This is a genomic window from Roseinatronobacter domitianus (assembly GCF_023336755.1).
Classification (GTDB): domain Bacteria; phylum Pseudomonadota; class Alphaproteobacteria; order Rhodobacterales; family Rhodobacteraceae; genus Roseinatronobacter; species Roseinatronobacter domitianus.
The window spans coordinates 76,309-93,010 of record NZ_JALZWP010000004.1 but is presented as its reverse complement, the minus strand read 5'-3'; the positions used below and the strand labels follow the sequence as shown (position 1 = coordinate 93,010).

Here is a 16,702-nt window from a genome sequence, read left to right as displayed (position 1 = left end):
CGTATGTTACCGGCAATAAGAGCGGGGACCACGATGACCGATTCCACCTCCAGTGATCTGTTGCGCCTTGGCGTCAATATCGACCATGTGGCGACATTGCGAAATGCACGCGGCGGGCGTGTGCCCGACCCGGTCCGTGCCGCGCAACTGGCGCAGGCCGCCGGTGCGGACGGGATAACCCTGCATCTGCGCGAAGATCGTCGCCATATTCGCGATGCCGATGTGCCCGCGGTGCAGGCTGCTGTTAATATTCCGATCAATCTGGAAATGGCCGCAACTGCCGAGATGAGCCGCATTGCCCTGTCTCTCAAACCCGAAGCTATTTGCATTGTGCCCGAGCGGCGCGAAGAACGCACCACAGAGGGCGGGCTGGAAGTGGCGGGCGATGAGGCGCGTCTGCTCGAGTTTATCGCGCCACTCCGCGCCGCCGGTAGCCGGGTGTCGTTGTTCGTGGCCCCGGACGAGGCTCAGATAGAGGCTGCCGCCCGTGTCGGCGCTCAAGTGGTGGAACTGCACACCGGCGCTTATTGCGAGCATGTCGAGGCCGGGGATACCGACGCGCGTGACGCCGAATTGCGCCGCCTGTTCGTCTGCGCGGCGCTTGCGGACGAGTTGGGGCTGGAAGTGCATGCCGGCCACGGCCTGAATTTCGACAATGTCGGCCCGATTGCGGCGATTCCCGAACTGGTAGAGCTGAACATCGGTCATTTCCTGATCGGGGAAGCCGTATTTATCGGTCTGGACGCCGCCTTGGCCGAGATGCGCCGCTTGATGAACCTCGCGCGGGAATGATGCAGCCATGATCCTTGGGATCGGCAGCGACCTTGCCAATATAGACCGTATCGCGGGCACGCTGGCACGGTTTGGGGACCGGTTTCGCCACCGCGTGTTCACAGAGGCAGAACTGGCCCGCGCCGCACGCCAAGGCGATTCGGCGGCTGTCTATGCCAAGCGCTGGGCTGCCAAGGAAGCCTGTTCCAAGGCGCTGGGCACCGGCCTGTCCATGGGGATCGCCTGGCGTAGTATGTGGGTGACAAACCTTGGCAGCGGCCAACCGGTCATGCATGTGACCGGCTGGGCCGAGCAGCGTTTGCGCCAGATGACCCCGCCGGGCCATAGCGCATTCATTCATGTCACGATCACGGATGACCACCCTTGGGCGCAGGCCTTTGTCGTCATCGAAGCGCGCCCGGCTTGACCCTATAAAAGCGCCGTGACGACAGAAGCGCCCCGCAAACGGGGCGCTTCTGGTATTCGCACTCTAAATTTGACGTCAAATCACTCGTTAAAATCCATGATCCCGGTCGCCGGGGAAAGCGCAAGATGAAATCCGCCGGACGCCGCGCTGCGCCGCGCATGTTTGGCCCGGCGCGACCATGGGAGATCGGGCAGAGTTTTGGCGGCCTCTGCCAGAACGCCGTGAACCCAGCGATTATGCGTATCATAGGGCATGTTCCAAGCGCTCCTTCAGTTGCTGTGCTCTTGCTACTTGGCCTGTATCGCGGTGGAATCCGGCGCGGATAAGGCACGGACAAGGAAAATGCGCGGCAGGTTGATTAGGGTTAGTGCCTATGCCGATGCTCGGATTAAGATTGCATGCAGCGCGTGAATGAGCCACGCTGCCCCTATGGATGACGGAGGATGCCATGCTTGCAATCAGCCTGCGCAAGATTGTTCATATCATCTACCTTGCGCGCGAAGGTGCGGTCGGGGAGGGTGAGGCGCATGCGTTCATCGACGCGTTGAATGATGATGAAAAGGCCAGCATGACCGCCGTTGCCTGGATTGGGCGCGGCGCGTTTGAGCCAGAGGATTACGCCGAAGCCGTCGCCACCGCCATGTCAGAGGCGACAACCCCCACCGCCGATTATCTTCTGGGCATGCCACATCTGGCCGAGAACCTTGAAAACGGTTTGGAAGAACTGGGGCTGGACCCGGCCGGAGAGGAAGAGGATTTCCTGCGTCAGGGGTCCTGATCTGCTTTCCAGTCTGACAAGGCTGGGTTTGGGGCCGGATCTGGCATTGGTTTTGGGGGTGATGGTGGCACCGCTGATGGGGTGAATTTGCCCAGACGCGAATGATGCGCCTCTCGGGCACCGAAATAGAACGCGACCACCGCGCCCAGAAGCCACCACAAGGGTTCGGGCACCGTGGCCAGCGCCTGCATACGGCGCGCGAATTCCACCGGGTCGGCCATGGCATAAACGAACAGCGCCAGCGTGCCCAAGGCCAGCATGGGCCGCGGCAGTCGGTTCAGCCCGTTGACGAAGGCATCGAACCTGCCGGGGCGCGCATGCTGGAATTCCGCCAGATGGCTGGCATGTGCGGCGGCATAGGCGTCCGCGCCCAGTTCCAGCGCGCGCGTGGCGTTGGGCGTAAACACTTCGGCCACCTTGGTGACGCTGTCGCCCAAAGCGCGCGCGCCGCCGCCGAACAAAGCCCGTCCCAAGGCGCGGATCATGCCCAGGCCCCGGTGCGGGCGCGGTGTTGCGCGTCGGTCAGGTGGTAGCGCGGGCTGATGAATTCCTCTGCGCGGCTGATCCAGCCGCCTTTGCCGCCATCGCGCCGGCGCGCGAATTTGCGGCTTGCGGGGCGTTGGTCGGCCAGTCGGTAGTAAAAATCGCGCCGGGCGATGCCGTAAGCGTCGACCATATGGTTCGGGGCCATGCCATAGGCGCGGTGCGTGGCGGCAATTGTTTGCGGTCCGATGGCCCCGTCCACCGCCACATCCTGCCCCATCTCATTCAGCAGCCGTTGCAGGATGCGCACGGCATTAGCTCCCGCGTTCACATACATGTCGAACACTGTCGCCCAAAGCGGCTGCGGCAACTCGCCAATGCGTGGTCGCTGAAAGTAGTGTTCGAGGTAGATATTCACCGCGTCTGTGCGGGTCAGGGCGTGGACATCCTCGACATCTATGCGCGCGCCGGGGCGCAAGCGGCGCAGGGTGTGGATGGTGACGCCGAAATTGGTCGCCCCGCCGGGATCATCCGGGTCATTGACGAAGCCACCCTCGCGGGCGACGATCTGGGTGGCAAGCTGTTCGACATGGTTCATGATGGCGGGCTCCTGCATGGCGGCGTGGCCCATTTGTGCCAGTATCGGGCAAATGCCGGCTGAACTGGCCGCACGCGCGGTTAACTCCGCACATTGTCTGTGCCGAATTGCCCGGATTGGCCCCTTTTCCAAAGCCGGGCTTTGGGCTATCTGGCAGGCAAGACAGATAAGGAAGCGCGCAAGATGCAGTATGAAAAGCCCGGCGAAGTCGAAGAAAGCTGGCGCGATGCCATTTCTTCCACCGAAGAGATCATCGAGGAAGCGCGCAAGGGCCGCATGTTCATTCTTGTGGACCATGAGGACCGCGAGAATGAGGGCGACCTTGTCATCCCCGCGCAGATGGCAACGCCGGAAGCGATCAACTTCATGGCCACGCATGGCAAAGGTCTGATCTGCCTGACCCTGCCGGGAGAGCGCATCGACCAACTGGGCCTGCCACTTATGGCGTCCAGTAATTCTTCGCGCCATGAAACGGCCTTCACCGTGTCGATAGAGGCGCGCGAAGGCGTGTCTACCGGCATTTCGGCCTATGACCGCGCACGCACCGTGGCGGTGGCGATTGACGGGTCCAAAGGGGCCGCAGATATCGCCACACCGGGGCATGTCTTTCCGTTGCGTGCGCGCGACGGCGGTGTGCTGGTGCGCGCAGGCCATACCGAAGCGGCGGTCGATATTTCGCGGCTGGCGGGGCTGAACCCGTCCGGCGTGATCTGCGAGATCATGAAAGAAGATGGCGACATGGCCCGTCTTCCCGACCTTGTGGCCTTCGCGCAAAAGCATGGCATCAAGATCGGCACGATTGCCGACCTGATCGCCTATCGCCGCCGTCATGACAATCTTGTGCGCAGCATGTCCGAACAGATCATCACGTCGGAATTTGGCGGCGAATGGCAGATGCGGGTCTATTCCGACACGACCCAAGGTGCAGAGCATGTCGTGCTTATAAAGGGCAATATCTCCACGGCTGACCCGGTGCTGGTGCGGATGCATGCATTCGACCCGCTGCTGGACATGGTTGGCACCGGCGGTCCGGGCCGCGCGAACGAGTTTTCCGACGCGATGGCGCTGATCGCTGATGAAGGGCGTGGCGTGCTGGTGCTGTTGCGTGACACGCATATGAAGATGGCCATGTCCGACGCCTCGCCGCAGACCTTGCGGCAATATGGTTTGGGCGCGCAGATCCTCTCATCTTTGGGGCTGCACGAACTGGTGCTTCTGACCAATTCCAAGACCCCGCGCGTTGTGGGGCTGGAAGGCTATGGGCTGTCGATCGTTGGCACCCGCAAGATCCCATCCCGGAAAGGCGCCTGATATGGCCGCGAACGAATCCCATTACAGCTTGCCGCGCCCTTCCTTTGACCGTGCGCCGAAACTGCTGATCGTGGTTGCGCCTTATTACAAGGATATCGCCGATCAGTTGGTGGCTGGCGCGCGGGCCGAGATAGAGGCCGTTGGCGGCAGCCATGACCTGATCGAAGTGCCCGGTGCGTTGGAAGTGCCGACCGCCATCGGGCAAGCGTTCCGCATGTCCGATTTCGACGGCTTTGTGGCGCTTGGCTGCGTTATCCGAGGCGAGACGACGCATTACGACACGGTCTGCAATGACAGCTCGCGCGCGATCACGCTACTGGGGTTGCAAGGGGCGTGTATCGGCAATGGTATCCTGACCGTGGAAAACCGGGCGCAGGCCGATGTGCGTGCCGAAGCGGCGGGGCAGAACAAGGGCGGCGGGGCCGCGGCGGCGGCTTTGCATCTGATTGCGCTCTCGCGGCGTTGGGGCGGGGTCAAGCGCAGCGTGGGCTTCATGCCCAAAGCTGATGAATTCCAGATCGCCACGGGCGGGACCAAAGCATGAAGCTAGATTCCAAAGCCAGACGGGCCCTGCGCAGTGCTGCGCGTTTCTACGCCGTGCAGGCGCTGTTTCAGATGGAAGCCTCTGACAGCCCCATCGGCACTGTGTTGCGTGAGTTCGAGGATCACCGCATCGGAATAGAGGTCGAGGGCGAAGCATGGGCTGAAGCCGACATCAACTTCTTTCGCCGTGTGGTGGAAGCCGCAGTCGACCGGCAGGCCGCCATTGACCAGGTCACCGACCGTGCCTTGGTTGCAAAATGGCCCATCGCCCGGATTGATCCGACCTTGCGCGCGCTGTTTCGCGCGGCGGGCGCGGAACTGCTGACGACAGAGCGCGACGCGCGCATCATCCTCAGCGAATATGTCGGTCTGGCGGGAGATTTCTTCCCCGACTCGCGCGAGCAGAAATTCGTCAATGCCGTGCTGGACCATATGGCGCATGAGTTGCGCCCGGACGAGTTCTAGGCGGCCCATGGACCTGCGGCTAACCCCCCGGATTTTGCTGGAAGCGTATCGGTTGGGCACGTTCCCCATGGCCGAAAGCCGGGAGGGTCGGACACTCTATTGGTTCGACCCGGTGCAGCGTGGCATCATCCCGCTGGATGGGTTCCACCTGTCACGCTCGCTGGCGCGACATATCCGCGACATGTCGTGGCGTGTGACGTTGAACACCGATTTTGATGGCGTGATCGAAGGCTGCGCCGCGCGCGACACCACATGGATCAATGCCGAGATTACCGATCTGTTTACCGCGCTGCATCGGGCAGGGCACGCTCATTCACTGGAAGTCTGGGACGGGGATGACCTGATCGGCGGCATTTACGGTCTGGCGATTGGCGGGGTGTTCTGCGGTGAGAGTATGTTCTCGCAGCGCACCAATGCCTCTAAGGTGGCGATGGCGTGGCTTGTCACGCATCTGCGGCGTAGCGGTTTTACCCTGTTCGACACGCAATATTTGAACGACCATCTGGCTCGGCTTGGTGGGGTCGAAATTCCGCGTATGGATTATCGCAAACGGCTGGCAGACGCTTTGAAGGTCAAGGCCGATATCACCGCCCTAAAGCTGCCCAGCGTTCAAGAGGTGATGCAGCTTAGAACCCAAAGATCGTAGCGCGCATGGTCCAGCGCGCTGAGTGCCGGGCTGGACGCAATCATCCAACCCGCGAATAACTGCGCATTTGCCCGCGTGTCCTGCACCTCAATCCACGCATAGGCCTCGCCCATCGGGTTGTCTTCGGGGTAACGGCAGTCCGACATCGTGACCTGCAAATGCCCGATCATGTCGCTTTCGCCGCTCATCAGACGAATATCGCGGCTTGTGCCCGCGACCTTGTCCAAGCCCCGCAGCACTGCACCATCGGCCGAGAGCACTTGCTCTGGCTGGCCGGGAATGGCGATGTCCTGTGCATTCACGATGGCAGGGCCGATGATGCAGGCCAATATAAGTGACATAACGCGCATGGCGGTTATTCCGGGCTCCAGGCCTCGTAGTCGCGCCGTTCGGTGGGTTGCGCGCGCCGAATGGACCCGGCGGGCGCATAGGCCAGCACGGTGCCGGTCAGGTTTTCCTGATGCGGTTTTTCCCAAGCCTTGCGGGGCAGGGGCTTGTCGGTCGGCGGCTCATCCCATGTGTGGTGCAGCCAGCCATGCCAATCCGGCGAGACGCGGCTTGCTTCGGATTCGCCGTTATAGATGACCCAGCGCTTTGTCTTCTCACGGTTCTGATAGAAGATGTTGCCCTGGTCATCCTCGCCCACTTTCACGCCCTTGCGCCATGTGAAAAACGCGGTGTTCAGCGTGGAGGTGTTCCACCATGTCAGCAAGCGCAGCAGGAATTTCATGAGCCACCTGTTCAGGTCAAGTTTGCCCGCTTATGCACCAGCGGGAAGCGGAAATCCAGACCCTTGCGCGCGGGCAGGTTGAGGCTAAATCTTGGGTAACACATGGAGAGAGCTATGCCCAAATACGAACGCCGCCCCGAAGTGATCGACGCTTTGACGCCCGAGCAATATCACATCACGCAGGAAAACGGCACGGAACGCCCTTGGACCGGGGTCTATAACGACGAAAAACGCGTCGGCATTTATGTCGATATCGTGTCGGGGGAACCTTTATTCGCATCCTCCGATAAATTCGAATCGGGGTGCGGCTGGCCCAGCTTCACCAAGCCCTTGGTGCATGACCATGTCACCGAGCTGGCCGATGACAGCCTTGGAATGCGCCGGGTCGAGGTGCGCTCCAAGCACGGCGACAGCCATCTGGGCCATGTGTTCAACGACGGGCCGCGCGACCGGGGGGGCTTGCGGTATTGCATCAACTCGGCCTCGCTGCGGTTCATTCCACAAGAGGATATGGAGGCCGAAGGTTACGGCGCTTATCTGGATCAGGTCGAAGGGTAAGGGCGCGGCACGCGCCGCCGCGCCATCGGCGGGCCGTCCCGCGGCCTGCCGATTGGTTGGTGCAGAGCATCGTTCCGGCATCATTCGGATTGCGCTACCATAAACCACGATAGAATTGGCGGCTGTATCGGCAGTCCCCGGCCCACCGATGGCGCTACGCTTTGCCCACCTGCCGCGCCCGCCACAATGTAAACAGCCCCGCACTGACCACCACCGCTGCGCCCAGCGCCACGTTCAGCCGCAAGGACTCGTTGAACAGCATAATCCCCAGCCCCGTCGCAAAAGGCAGTTGCAAATAGGCGAAAGGCTGCACCGCGCTGGCTTCGGCTATTTCATAGGCGCGGATCAGCAGGAAATGGCTGAAGGCGGAACTGACACACAGCGCGCCCATCCAGACCCAGTCGGCCGGCGCCATGGGTTCCCAGAACCAGATACCGACCACCGTCATGGCCACCGCGCCCCCCGTGCCGGTCCAGAAGAAGCTGACCGCCGCCGGGTCTTGCCGCCCGACATAGCGCGTCAGCAACCCGTAAAGCGCGAACATGGTTGCGGCCAGAAGCGGCACCAGCGCTTCGATCTGGAACACGCCATAGCCCGGTTGCAGAATAATCAGCACGCCCACGAACCCGATGCCGATCGCGGCCCAACGCCGCCAGCCGACCTTTTCGCCAAGAATCGGGCCGGAGAGCGCGGCAATCAGCAAGGGGTAGACGGCAAAGACGGCATGGGCCTCTGTCAGGCCCAAAAGCACGAAGGCCGTGACCATGACGCAGACTTCTGCGGCCAAGATCAGCCCACGCAACGCCTGGACAAAGGGTTGTTTCGTGGCCGCTGCCTTGCGCAGCCCGCCAGCCTTGCGCGCAGCAACCGCGATCACGAAGGCCCCGAAGAACCAGTAGCGGATCATGATAATCATCAGCACGTTGTATTCGCCCGCCAGATGCCGCGAGAACGCGTCTTGCAGCGCGAAGATCAGCGCGACGGCGACCATCAGCCAGATGCCCTTGGTGGTATCCTGCTCGGTCATGGCATGCGCCCGATGCTCATATGTCGCTTGCGTCCGTGGCCCGGAACGCGCTGCACGTCAAAGCCGCCCTCTGCCAAGGCGCGCCGAACCGCTCCGGCTGCCGTGTAGGTGGCAAATGTGCCGCCGGGGTTTGTGTGGCGCGCGACCTCTGCCATGACCTCTGGTGCCCACATGTCGGGGTTCTTGGCGGGGGCGAACCCGTCCAGATACCACGCATCGGCGCGGTCTTGCCATCTGGGCAGGGTGGTGGCGATGTCACCGATGATGACCTCGACCTGTGCCGCGCCCAAGGTGAAGGCCCGCGCGCCGCTTGCCCAGACGTCCAGCAAGCCGCGCGCGTCCAGTTCCGGGAATGCCGCCAAGGCGCGCGCCATATCGGGCGCGGTCATGGGGAAGGCTTCGAAACTGGTGTAGCGGATTGGGATGCCGGGCATCGCCGTGATCGTCGCCAGCAGGTTCAACCCGGTCCCGAAGCCCAGTTCCGCAATGGAAAAACCGGGCCGGGCGCAGGCTGGCAACTCATTGCCCGCCAAGAACACGTGCCGGGTTTCCGCCAGCCCATCGGCCAGGGAAAAATACGGGTCATTGAACCGGCGTGCCACGGGGATTTGTCCGTCCCGCCAATCCAGCTCTGCGGTCTGGTCCTGCATCGGTGTCTGCTTTATGTCACATGTTCAGCAAGTCATGGCGGGGACCGGAAGAAATGACAATGGCCGATGTGACGATCATGGGGGCGGGCGTGTTTGGCCTGACCGTGGCGCTGGCCTGCGCCGACCGGGGCGCAAAGGTGCGGGTATTCGAGAAGCGCCATCCCGGTGCCGGGTCGAGCGGTGGCATTGTCGGCGCGCTGGCCCCGCATGTGCCGGAAAACTGGAACCCCAAGAAAGCCATGCAATTCGACGCGCTGCGCATGGCCGAACGCTACTGGGCGGATGTGGCGGCGCGCGGCGGGGTTGATCCGGGCTATGCGCGCACGGGCCGGGTGCAGCCCTTGGCCGAAGCGGCGGTAGCGCTCGCCCGGACGCGTGAGCGCCAAGCCCGCGAGTTGTGGCAGGGCTTTGCCGAATGGCGCGTGCTGCCCGTGGCCGACGCGCCGGGGCTGGCGGTGGACGCGCCTTCGGGCTTTGTGGTCCATGACACGCTGACCGCACGCCTGCACCCGCGCCGCGCCGGGGCGGCCTTGGTCGCGGCGCTGGCGGCGCAGGGGGTGACGGTAGAACAGGGAGATCAGCCAGAGGGCGGCAGGGTCATCTGGGCCACGGGTTATGAAGGGCTGGCGGAGCTGTCACAGGCGCTGGGCCGCAAGATGGGCGGAGGCGTGAAGGGGCAATCCCTGCTTCTGGCCCATGCCGCGCCGGACTGCCCGCAGGTCTTTGCCGATGGGCTGCATATTGTGCCGCATGCCGATGGGACCATCGCCATCGGATCGACCAGCGAGCGCGAATTCGACGCGCCCGACACGACCGATGCACTCTGCGACGCACTTCATGCAAGCGCGATTGCGGCCTGCCCGCAACTGGCCAATGCGCCGGTCATAGCGCGTTGGGCCGGGGTGCGCCCGCGCGCGCAATCCCGTGCACCGCTGATGGGCGCGTGGCCAGATCGCGCCGGGCATTTCGTGTTCAACGGCGGCTTCAAGATCGGCTTTGCCATGGCACCTGCGCTGGCGCAGATCATGGCCGACCTTGTGCTGGAAGGGCGCGACCATGTGCCAGAAGGGTTTGCGCTGACACCCTAGCCGTTGGCGGGCGGCAATCCGGGACACAGGGCGCTTTGCACATTCCGGTCGTTGGCAATTACCGCGTGCAATACAGGATGCGGCATGTAGGGTTCATTTGCGTGCCAGTTTTGAAACAGGATAATTTGTAAATGACCCATGCGCCCGACATGCCCCAGAAACGCCGCTCCAGATCATGGCTGGTCCTCATCGCGGGCCTGCTGTGTCTTGTGGCGGGTGTGTTTGTAAAACAAGACGCGAACCCTGTGGTTTCGACGGCTGAACGTGCCGCCGAACAGATCGCCGTCGCTTCGACAGGTGTCTATGTGTCGCTCAGGGTTATCAATGCGTTTCTGTCCACGGCCCAAGAGGTCGAGCTTGGCGCGTCTATGGTCGGTCAGGCCAGCATCCAGCCTCTGAAGGTGCTGGAACCCGTCGATGATACAATCGAACGCGTGGCTGATGCCATTTTTCTGGTGGCGGCGGCCAGTGCACTGGCGGCTGTTGCGATGGGGCCAGTCGTGTCCATCGGGTTGGTCGTGCTTGGGCTTGGGCTAATCGGTATGTCGATTAGCGCACATAGTGTTCGGTTCGCCCTGATTGCGGGCCCGGCTTGCAGCACCGGGGTGTCTTTCGGAATCGTGGTCGCATTCCTCATTCCGCTGTTTTTTTCAGTCGGTGTCTGGGTTGGTGAGCGTGCCACCCAAGACCGAATGGATGAAGCAACGGCGCAATTAAGAGCTGTGGCGCAACAAGCCGAAGCCTCTGTTGTCTCGGATGATCCGCAAAATTTGGATAACAAGAGCGATGAGGCAGAGAACTCTGGCTTCTTTTTAGGCGTGCGGACATGGCTCGGTGAGGCGCGCGATGGTGCAGGCTCTGTATTTGCCGACAGCGCCAAGTATTTGACCGCCGGATGGAGCATTCTTGATCAGGCCGATACCATCCTGAGCGCGTCTATGACCATTATCGGGGTCTTCATTTTACGAATGGTCGTGCTTCCGGTTTTTCTGGTTTTGGGCGCGGTTGCGCTGCTGAAGCGGTTCCGGGTGCCTGACGCGCACGGGTTTGACGTTACCCCTGGACAGGCTGTGCAGCCGCCACCGCCTGCGCCATGACCCGTGCCGCATCGTCCCATGTTGGCAGACGGGCCGCGCGCGCCCGGCTTTGGGCGCGCAGGCGCGCGCGCAGGTCCGCGTCGCGCAGCACCGCGCGCAGATGCGCGGCAAATGCGGGCGCGTCATCGGGCGGGGCCAGCAGGCCGCTGCCGTCCAACGCTTCCGGCACCGCGCCTGTGTCGCAAGAGATAACTGGCAGGCCGTGTTGCTGCGCTTCGGACAGGACCATGCCGTAGCCCTCATAGCGTGTGGCAAGCGCAAACAGGCTGGCTTGTGCATAAAGTGCCGACAGCTCCGCGGCGTCCAATTCTCCGGCCAATGTCACCCGTTCCGCAAGCCCAAGTATGTCATGCAGTTTGTGCAACTCGGCGACATGACCGGGTTCATGAAGCCGCCCGACAATGACCGCGCGCCAGTCCAGATCGGTGATTGCGCCCAAAGCGCGCAACAGCACATCATGGCCTTTGCGGTGGCAGACCAGCCCGACCGACAAGATAAGGGGCGGACCCTCAGTTACGGTTCCGGGCGCGGGGTGTGCCGCGTCGAAACCGGGATGCGCGACATGGACGCGCGCGGCGTCCATGTCGAAATGTGTGCTTAACAGTCCGCCCACATGCGCCGAGGGCACGACGACTTGTGCGGCTTTGGCCAAGTTCGCCTGTTCGCGCGCATGCAGCCGCGCGGCGGCGTCCGGTGTCAGGCCCGGTTCCAGCGCGAGCGGGTGATGCACCATCGCGACCAAGGGATTGCGAATGACCGCCGCAGAGAGCGCGCCATAGGCCAGCCCGTCAATAACGACGGGGCAGTTATCGGGCAAAGCGTTCAGACGCGCCAAGGCTTCGGTTTCTTGCGCATGGCTTTGGTCGGGCCAGTCGCCCGGCAGGGCCAGCAGCGTCACATCATGCCCGGCGCGGCGCAACGCATCGACCACCTTGCGATCATAGAGCGTGCCGCCCGTGCGTGCGTCAAGGTCGCCGGGAATGGCAAAAACCAGTTGCATCAGACACCTCCTTGCGCCGTTCGGGTCCAGCGATGCAGCCAGACCGGAGCCAGCGGCGTGCCATCCTGACCGCGCAGGCGCAAGCGCAATTCCGCGACCTCTTGCCCGGCCTTGGGCGTGAAGAGGAAGCTGGCCCGCCATGTGCCCGGTCGCGCCTCCAACGGGTAAAGCGCTTGCCCGCTGACCGTGCCCTGCGACGCACCAATATCCAGATCTGCGCCGATCATATCAGGCAAGGGGCCGCTTGTGTGAAAGTCTATGACGAATAGCCGCGCGTTGCCTGTGTTCGGCTCAACCCCAGATGCCGACCGGGCAGGCCAGAAGGGTTCGGGCCGGGGCGGCAGAGGGTCGGGGCCGGGGGCTGTCACGTCCAGCCTGTAGTCGAAGCGATGCGCGCCGGGCTCCAGCCTGTCACGCGGTCGCCAGAAGGCCACGATATTATCGGCGAATTCGTTTTCGGTGGGGATTTCCAGCAACATGACCGCGCCTGCGCCCCAATCGCCCTTGGGCGCAACCCAAGCCGAAGGGCGGCGGTGGTAGGCGCCTTCCTGATCGCGGAACCGGGCGAAATCGGTCGGGGTTTGCACCAGCCCGAAGCCGCGCGGGCCGCGATCCGCAAAGGCCGACATTTGCACGTTGGCGGGGTTCGCGAGCGGGCGCCACAGCCGTTCTCCCGCGCCATTATCGACCACCAGAACATCGCTGTCATGCACCGCAGGGCGAAAATCATCTATCCGGGCCGGGCCGATGTCATTGTGCTGGAACATAGAGGTCAGCGGCGCGATTCCCACATCCTCCAGCGGCACGCGCGGGAACAGATGCAACGCGCAGTCCAGCACCGTGCGCGGGCCGGGGTGCAGCGTGGCGATCAGTGCGGCGCTGGCGCGCGGGCTGTCCACAAGGCAGCCAAAGCGCAGCCCGTCTTGCGTGCCGAATACGACGATCCGGGTGAAGCGCGGAAATTCTTCCGGGGTCGGGCCACCTGTTCCCAGCGACAAAGCGCGGGCCGATAACCCGTAGACGGTATCTTTGGCCAGGGCGCGGAAATAGCTTGCGCCTTGCAGAACCAGCACGTCGTCCCACGTATCGGGCGCGTTCAGCCGGTGCCGCAGGCGCAGGCCGGAAAAGCCCATTGAGCCGGCATCTTGCCCAGCGGCATCCGCACCGAAATACCGGTTGTCAAAATCATACAGCGAGGGCGAAAAACGCGTGTCATGGCCCGGCAAGTCTATCGTCACGGGTTCGCGAAACAACCAGCCCTGCGGCAGCATATCGGCGCGAAACTCGGGTCCGAGCGCCAGATCGCCACTCAGGCCCGGTCGCGTGCGAATGCCGCGATAACTGTCATAGCTGGCCCCGTCGAAGGGCGCGGAGAGGGGCGTCCTGTCAGGGCGGTAGGGCCGCGTCGCGGCCTTGCGTGCGGTCTCTATCAGGCTGCGTTCCGGGTCTTGGCCCTGTCCAAGGGCCAGATGTGGGGGCAGCGCAAGGCAGGCTGCACCCCCCCAGAGGAAGCCGCGCCGCTTCATGCCGCAGTTTCCGAACGATCATCCGGCAGGCGCGCGGCGTGTGGGGCGCGCAGCACCAGCAGCGTGTAGCGCATCAGCCCGTGGCGATAGGCTTCGGTCAGCGCATTGCCACCGATCATATTGGCGAAAAGCGGTCGATGGTGCAGCCCGAACCGCTCTGCCATCGGCCCGACCACGCGCAAGGCGCGGTCCCGCCAGCGTGTCAAATGCAGAAATGCACTCAGATCGCGCTCGGCAAGCACGGCATAGCCCAGCGCTTCGGCTTGCGCGGCGATCTGACCGCGCGCGCTGACATGGCCCAAGCGCCAGCCCTTGCGAAAGCTGTCGATCAGCCGCGCGTGGCGGGGCGGCAAGGTGCGCTCTTCGGCCAGCATATCGTCAACCAGCACCAGCACGCCACCGGGCGCCAGATGGTCAAGCGCGGCGGTTAAAAAGGCTTTTGCGCTGGGCGCGTGGACATGGCTTTCGACGGCGATGGCCACCTCTGCCTTGTGCAGGCTGGCATGAAGTGTGAAATCGGCTTGCAGGAAATGGCAGCGATCGGACAGCCCCTGTGCGCGGGCATGGCTTCGGGCCAGCCGCACCTGTTCCGCACTTAGCGTCAGGCCAGAGAACCGCGCCTCTGGCCACAGGTGCGCCAGGTGGAACACGGTGCCGCCCACGCCGCAGCCAAGGTCGCACAAGTGTTCCGGCGGGTGCCCCAGCATCCGCTCTGTGGCCTCGGCGATCAGCGTGTTGACATGGGCCGCAGCCTGTTCCGAGGTGCCCACTCCATCTGCCCAAAGCGGGCGATGAATGGCCAGCGCCCCGCCGCTGCCACCCACGGCCAGAAAGCGCTTCGTGCTGGCATCGTAATAGGCTGCGACATGGTTGGGTCGTGCCAGATCATCGAGCCACGCCAGAAGCCATGGCGCGGCAAGCAGCGGTCCTACCACGGGCAGCACCATCGCCGCCGACAAGACCGCACTGGCGGCAGATGCCAGCAGCGCTTGCGGAAAGATCACCGCGAGCAGAATTGCCAGCCCTGCAATTTGCGCGCCGCGACCGGCCTTGCCACTGGGCGCAAGTGCCGCCCCAGAGGGTTGCCAACCGCCATCGCGCCCGGCCAGCACCGACAGCACATGACCGGCGCGCCGCAGCATCCAGATGGGGGCGATGACGGTGGAAAGCACCAGTTCTGCCCCAAAGCCCCGCAACACCGGGCCGGGGCGGCGCGCGATCTGGCGGCGCAACCGCGCCAGCCCGGCCAGTTTTGGCACCAGCAACACAGTGAGCGTTGCGGCCAATGCGACCCAGGCCTCGGGCCGTGCATGGACCGCGCCGGACCCAAGCAACAGCACCAAAGCCAGCCAGATCGGGGCAGAGATGTAGGATTGAATTCCGGCCAACAGATGCAGGCGACTTCCCGGATGCAGCCCCCGCGCGCCGATCAATCGCAGATGTTGCAGGTTGCCTTGCGCCCAGCGGCGGTCGCGACGGGTATAGGCGGCTGTGGTCGTCGGCGCATCTTCGGCACTGCCAAGCATGGCGGGGCAGATGCGCAAGTCCCAGCCAGCGGCACGCAGATAGGCGGCTTCGATGAAGTCATGGCTCAGGATCGGCCCGCCGAATGGGGGACGTCCCGGCAAGGCGGGCAGGTCGGCCACAGCGCGAAAGGCCTCTACCCTCAGCAGCGCGTTATGCCCCCAATAATTGCCGCAGGCTCCGCTGAGCCGTGCCAGCCCGCTGGTAAAGACCGGTCCCGTCATCCGCACCGACAGACGTTGCAACCGCGCAAGTCGGCTGGAACCGGGGCGCAGCGCGATACCGGCTTGCAGCAGCGCCAAGCGCGGCTCTTGCGCCATGGTCTGGCGCATCTGGGCCAAGCGCTCGGCGGTAAAGCTGCTATCGGCGTCCAGCACCAGCATCGTGTCGAACTCTGCGCCGTAATGCTCCAGCCAGTTGCGCAGATTGCCCGGTTTGCGACCGTCGGGCGCAGTGCGGTTGCGGTAGATAACGCCCGGTAATGCGGCGAATAGCGCCTGCTCGTTGGCGACTGCGTCGGCATCGGTCGTGTCTGACAGGATGAAAACCTGCGTGTTCGCGCCTTCGGGGCGGTCTTTCAAGGCTTTTACCAATTCTCTGGCGCGCACTGCCAAAGGCTCTGGGGGTTCGCCGCATATCAGCCAAAGAATAGCGCAGCGGTCCCTTGGGATGGCGCTATGCCCTGTCGGCGCGGCAGGTCGAGGCACGCCCATAACGGCTGTCACCGCCGCCGCAGCAAGCGCAAGCGCGTTGACAGAGAACAGGACCAGCACCGCTGCGGCCAGCGCGGGCGCTGTGGTGGGATGGTCGATTCCCGTCCAGAACAGTGCAGACAGGCCAGAGGCGAGGGCCAACGCAATGGCAACCGGCCAGAAGGTGCGGCTCATACCCGGCCACGCCCGAAAGGTGGCCAGATCCGCTCGAAAACGCCATCCCGTTTGCGCAGATGGTTCAGCCCTGCCGCGATATGCGCCAGGATCAGCGCCACCAGCGCAAAGCGCGCCGTGGCGTGAACCCATTTCGCCGTTTCCGCCAAGGAATCCGAGCGCGGCACCAAGCCCGGCATTCCGATAGCATCGAGCATTTCAACCGGAAAGCCCCCAGCACGGACGCGGACATACCCACTGAGTGCCATAACCAGCAGCAGCGCATAAAGCGCGCCATGCGCCAGATGGGCGATGCGCGCTTGCAGCGGCGGCACGCTGTCGGGCAAGGGCGGCGCGGGGTTGCGCGCGCGCCAACCCAGCCGCAGGACCACCAGCAGCAATATAATGACCCCACCATTTTTATGCAGGATGAACAGCGTGTTGCGCAGATCGCGCGACAGGCCGTCTTGCAGCATGATAACCCCGACCGGAATGGTGGCCAGCACCATCAGCGCCACGATCCAATGCAAGGCGCGGGTTGTGGCGGCATATCGGGTCGGTTTGGTGGTTGAAGAGGTCATACATGCCCTTTGCAATGCCGGGTTGGACGCAGC

General features: G+C 63.5%; 21 protein-coding genes. 10 read left to right on the top strand and 11 right to left on the bottom strand.

Annotation, left to right across the window (positions count from 1 at the left end; genetic code table 11):
- Positions 1-33: 33 nt before the first annotated feature.
- On the top strand, positions 34-792 hold the full coding sequence (locus tag M3N55_RS05880) for a pyridoxine 5'-phosphate synthase (RefSeq protein WP_249057341.1): 759 nt from the start codon (positions 34-36) through the stop codon (positions 790-792).
- A gap of 7 nt (positions 793-799) precedes the next feature.
- On the top strand, positions 800-1,198 hold the full coding sequence (gene acpS, locus M3N55_RS05875; protein ID WP_249057339.1) for a holo-ACP synthase: 399 nt from the start codon (positions 800-802) through the stop codon (positions 1,196-1,198).
- Between the two features lie 80 nt (positions 1,199-1,278).
- Here acpS and M3N55_RS05870 read toward each other — a convergent pair whose 3' ends face one another.
- On the bottom strand, positions 1,279-1,452 hold the full coding sequence (locus M3N55_RS05870) for a hypothetical protein (protein ID WP_249057337.1): 174 nt from the start codon (positions 1,450-1,452) through the stop codon (positions 1,279-1,281).
- A 194-nt stretch (positions 1,453-1,646) separates the two neighbouring features.
- On the opposite strand from M3N55_RS05870, the gene M3N55_RS05865 reads away from it, so the two are divergent.
- The gene (locus tag M3N55_RS05865; RefSeq protein ID WP_249057335.1) at positions 1,647-1,976 is read left to right on the top strand and encodes a DUF3775 domain-containing protein; all 330 of its coding nucleotides are present in this window, start codon (positions 1,647-1,649) and stop codon (positions 1,974-1,976) included.
- Here M3N55_RS05865 and M3N55_RS05860 read toward each other — a convergent pair.
- Together M3N55_RS05860 and M3N55_RS05855 are read right to left on the bottom strand one after the other, a co-directional pair.
- Positions 1,964-2,458, bottom strand: coding sequence for a holin family protein (locus tag M3N55_RS05860; RefSeq protein ID WP_428982616.1), 495 nt, complete (start codon positions 2,456-2,458; stop codon positions 1,964-1,966). The genes M3N55_RS05865 and M3N55_RS05860 overlap by 13 nt on opposite strands.
- The gene (locus M3N55_RS05855) at positions 2,458-3,057 is read right to left on the bottom strand and encodes a holin-associated N-acetylmuramidase (RefSeq protein ID WP_249057331.1); all 600 of its coding nucleotides are present in this window, start codon (positions 3,055-3,057) and stop codon (positions 2,458-2,460) included. The genes M3N55_RS05860 and M3N55_RS05855 overlap by 1 nt, the downstream gene beginning before the upstream one ends.
- A 183-nt stretch (positions 3,058-3,240) precedes the next feature.
- Between M3N55_RS05855 and ribB the strand changes: the two genes are divergently transcribed.
- The 4 genes from ribB to aat are packed head-to-tail and all read left to right on the top strand — an operon-like array spanning position 3,241 to position 6,022.
- A complete protein-coding gene (gene ribB / locus M3N55_RS05850; protein WP_249057328.1) occupies positions 3,241-4,368 on the top strand; it encodes a 3,4-dihydroxy-2-butanone-4-phosphate synthase in 1,128 nt (375 codons plus the stop codon).
- 1 nt (position 4,369) lies between these two features.
- On the top strand, positions 4,370-4,912 hold the full coding sequence (locus tag M3N55_RS05845) for a 6,7-dimethyl-8-ribityllumazine synthase (protein WP_249057326.1): 543 nt from the start codon (positions 4,370-4,372) through the stop codon (positions 4,910-4,912).
- The gene (nusB, locus tag M3N55_RS05840; protein ID WP_249057324.1) at positions 4,909-5,376 is read left to right on the top strand and encodes a transcription antitermination factor NusB; all 468 of its coding nucleotides are present in this window, start codon (positions 4,909-4,911) and stop codon (positions 5,374-5,376) included. The genes M3N55_RS05845 and nusB overlap by 4 nt, the downstream gene beginning before the upstream one ends.
- Positions 5,377-5,383: 7 nt before the next feature.
- On the top strand, positions 5,384-6,022 hold the full coding sequence (aat, locus tag M3N55_RS05835; RefSeq protein WP_249057322.1) for a leucyl/phenylalanyl-tRNA--protein transferase: 639 nt from the start codon (positions 5,384-5,386) through the stop codon (positions 6,020-6,022).
- On the opposite strand, the gene M3N55_RS05830 is transcribed toward aat, so the two are convergent.
- Both M3N55_RS05830 and M3N55_RS05825 read right to left on the bottom strand, forming a co-directional pair.
- Positions 5,986-6,372: a DUF2155 domain-containing protein gene (locus M3N55_RS05830; protein WP_249057320.1), complete on the bottom strand. Its 387-nt coding sequence runs from the start codon at positions 6,370-6,372 to the stop codon at positions 5,986-5,988. The two genes, aat and M3N55_RS05830, sit on opposite strands and share 37 nt — an antisense overlap.
- Before the next feature lie 5 nt (positions 6,373-6,377).
- Positions 6,378-6,752, bottom strand: coding sequence for an NADH:ubiquinone oxidoreductase subunit NDUFA12 (locus M3N55_RS05825; protein ID WP_249057319.1), 375 nt, complete (start codon positions 6,750-6,752; stop codon positions 6,378-6,380).
- A gap of 114 nt (positions 6,753-6,866) precedes the next feature.
- Between M3N55_RS05825 and msrB the strand changes: the two genes are divergently transcribed.
- On the top strand, positions 6,867-7,310 hold the full coding sequence (gene msrB, locus M3N55_RS05820) for a peptide-methionine (R)-S-oxide reductase MsrB (RefSeq protein WP_249057316.1): 444 nt from the start codon (positions 6,867-6,869) through the stop codon (positions 7,308-7,310).
- A 154-nt stretch (positions 7,311-7,464) separates the two neighbouring features.
- Here the strand turns inward: msrB and M3N55_RS05815 are convergent, their stop codons facing one another.
- Entirely contained in the window at positions 7,465-8,337 is an 873-nt protein-coding gene (locus tag M3N55_RS05815) for a DMT family transporter (RefSeq protein ID WP_249057314.1), read from the bottom strand.
- Entirely contained in the window at positions 8,334-8,987 is a 654-nt protein-coding gene (mnmC2, locus tag M3N55_RS05810) for a tRNA (5-methylaminomethyl-2-thiouridine)(34)-methyltransferase MnmC2 (protein ID WP_249057312.1), read from the bottom strand. The genes M3N55_RS05815 and mnmC2 overlap by 4 nt, the downstream gene beginning before the upstream one ends.
- Positions 8,988-9,040: 53 nt before the next feature.
- On the opposite strand from mnmC2, the gene M3N55_RS05805 reads away from it, so the two are divergent.
- Both M3N55_RS05805 and M3N55_RS05800 read left to right on the top strand, forming a co-directional pair.
- Complete coding sequence (locus M3N55_RS05805) at positions 9,041-10,075, top strand: NAD(P)/FAD-dependent oxidoreductase (protein ID WP_249057310.1); 1,035 nt, start codon at positions 9,041-9,043, stop codon at positions 10,073-10,075.
- Positions 10,076-10,206: 131 nt separating this feature from the next.
- Positions 10,207-11,172, top strand: a complete 966-nt coding sequence (locus tag M3N55_RS05800; protein ID WP_249057308.1) for a hypothetical protein — start codon at positions 10,207-10,209, stop codon at positions 11,170-11,172.
- On the opposite strand, the gene M3N55_RS05795 is transcribed toward M3N55_RS05800, so the two are convergent.
- The 4 genes from M3N55_RS05795 to M3N55_RS05780 are packed head-to-tail and all read right to left on the bottom strand — an operon-like array spanning position 11,129 to position 16,669.
- Positions 11,129-12,172, bottom strand: a complete 1,044-nt coding sequence (locus tag M3N55_RS05795) for a glycosyltransferase family 4 protein (RefSeq protein WP_249057306.1) — start codon at positions 12,170-12,172, stop codon at positions 11,129-11,131. The genes M3N55_RS05800 and M3N55_RS05795 overlap by 44 nt on opposite strands.
- Positions 12,172-13,698 (bottom strand): glucan biosynthesis protein, encoded by a 1,527-nt coding sequence (locus tag M3N55_RS05790; RefSeq protein WP_249057303.1) that lies wholly within the window; start codon positions 13,696-13,698, stop codon positions 12,172-12,174. The genes M3N55_RS05795 and M3N55_RS05790 overlap by 1 nt, the downstream gene beginning before the upstream one ends.
- Positions 13,695-16,109 carry a glucans biosynthesis glucosyltransferase MdoH gene (gene mdoH / locus M3N55_RS05785; RefSeq protein WP_249057301.1) on the bottom strand — a complete coding sequence of 805 codons (2,415 nt, stop codon included), beginning with the start codon at positions 16,107-16,109 and terminating at the stop codon, positions 13,695-13,697. The genes M3N55_RS05790 and mdoH overlap by 4 nt, the downstream gene beginning before the upstream one ends.
- Positions 16,106-16,669, bottom strand: coding sequence for a cytochrome b (locus tag M3N55_RS05780; RefSeq protein ID WP_249057300.1), 564 nt, complete (start codon positions 16,667-16,669; stop codon positions 16,106-16,108). The genes mdoH and M3N55_RS05780 overlap by 4 nt, the downstream gene beginning before the upstream one ends.
- Positions 16,670-16,702 lie beyond the last annotated feature (33 nt).

What these genes read in the sequence shown, in the direction of transcription:
- M3N55_RS05865 (WP_249057335.1), top strand. Translation starts at nt 1,647, where the DNA reads ATGCTTGCAATCAGCCTGCGCAAGATTGTTCATATCATCTACCTTGCG.
- mnmC2 (WP_249057312.1), bottom strand. Translation starts at nt 8,987, where the DNA reads ATGCAGGACCAGACCGCAGAGCTGGATTGGCGGGACGGACAAATCCCC.
- msrB (WP_249057316.1), top strand. Translation starts at nt 6,867, where the DNA reads ATGCCCAAATACGAACGCCGCCCCGAAGTGATCGACGCTTTGACGCCC.
- M3N55_RS05855 (WP_249057331.1), bottom strand. Translation starts at nt 3,057, where the DNA reads ATGAACCATGTCGAACAGCTTGCCACCCAGATCGTCGCCCGCGAGGGT.
- M3N55_RS05815 (WP_249057314.1), bottom strand. Translation starts at nt 8,337, where the DNA reads ATGACCGAGCAGGATACCACCAAGGGCATCTGGCTGATGGTCGCCGTC.
- acpS (WP_249057339.1), top strand. Translation starts at nt 800, where the DNA reads ATGATCCTTGGGATCGGCAGCGACCTTGCCAATATAGACCGTATCGCG.
- M3N55_RS05870 (WP_249057337.1), bottom strand. Translation starts at nt 1,452, where the DNA reads ATGCCCTATGATACGCATAATCGCTGGGTTCACGGCGTTCTGGCAGAG.
- mdoH (WP_249057301.1), bottom strand. Translation starts at nt 16,109, where the DNA reads ATGAGCCGCACCTTCTGGCCGGTTGCCATTGCGTTGGCCCTCGCCTCT.
- M3N55_RS05880 (WP_249057341.1), top strand. Translation starts at nt 34, where the DNA reads ATGACCGATTCCACCTCCAGTGATCTGTTGCGCCTTGGCGTCAATATC.
- nusB (WP_249057324.1), top strand. Translation starts at nt 4,909, where the DNA reads ATGAAGCTAGATTCCAAAGCCAGACGGGCCCTGCGCAGTGCTGCGCGT.
- M3N55_RS05800 (WP_249057308.1), top strand. Translation starts at nt 10,207, where the DNA reads ATGACCCATGCGCCCGACATGCCCCAGAAACGCCGCTCCAGATCATGG.
- M3N55_RS05830 (WP_249057320.1), bottom strand. Translation starts at nt 6,372, where the DNA reads ATGCGCGTTATGTCACTTATATTGGCCTGCATCATCGGCCCTGCCATC.
- M3N55_RS05795 (WP_249057306.1), bottom strand. Translation starts at nt 12,172, where the DNA reads ATGCAACTGGTTTTTGCCATTCCCGGCGACCTTGACGCACGCACGGGC.
- aat (WP_249057322.1), top strand. Translation starts at nt 5,384, where the DNA reads ATGGACCTGCGGCTAACCCCCCGGATTTTGCTGGAAGCGTATCGGTTG.
- M3N55_RS05825 (WP_249057319.1), bottom strand. Translation starts at nt 6,752, where the DNA reads ATGAAATTCCTGCTGCGCTTGCTGACATGGTGGAACACCTCCACGCTG.
- M3N55_RS05780 (WP_249057300.1), bottom strand. Translation starts at nt 16,669, where the DNA reads ATGACCTCTTCAACCACCAAACCGACCCGATATGCCGCCACAACCCGC.
- M3N55_RS05845 (WP_249057326.1), top strand. Translation starts at nt 4,370, where the DNA reads ATGGCCGCGAACGAATCCCATTACAGCTTGCCGCGCCCTTCCTTTGAC.
- M3N55_RS05790 (WP_249057303.1), bottom strand. Translation starts at nt 13,698, where the DNA reads ATGAAGCGGCGCGGCTTCCTCTGGGGGGGTGCAGCCTGCCTTGCGCTG.
- M3N55_RS05805 (WP_249057310.1), top strand. Translation starts at nt 9,041, where the DNA reads ATGACAATGGCCGATGTGACGATCATGGGGGCGGGCGTGTTTGGCCTG.
- ribB (WP_249057328.1), top strand. Translation starts at nt 3,241, where the DNA reads ATGCAGTATGAAAAGCCCGGCGAAGTCGAAGAAAGCTGGCGCGATGCC.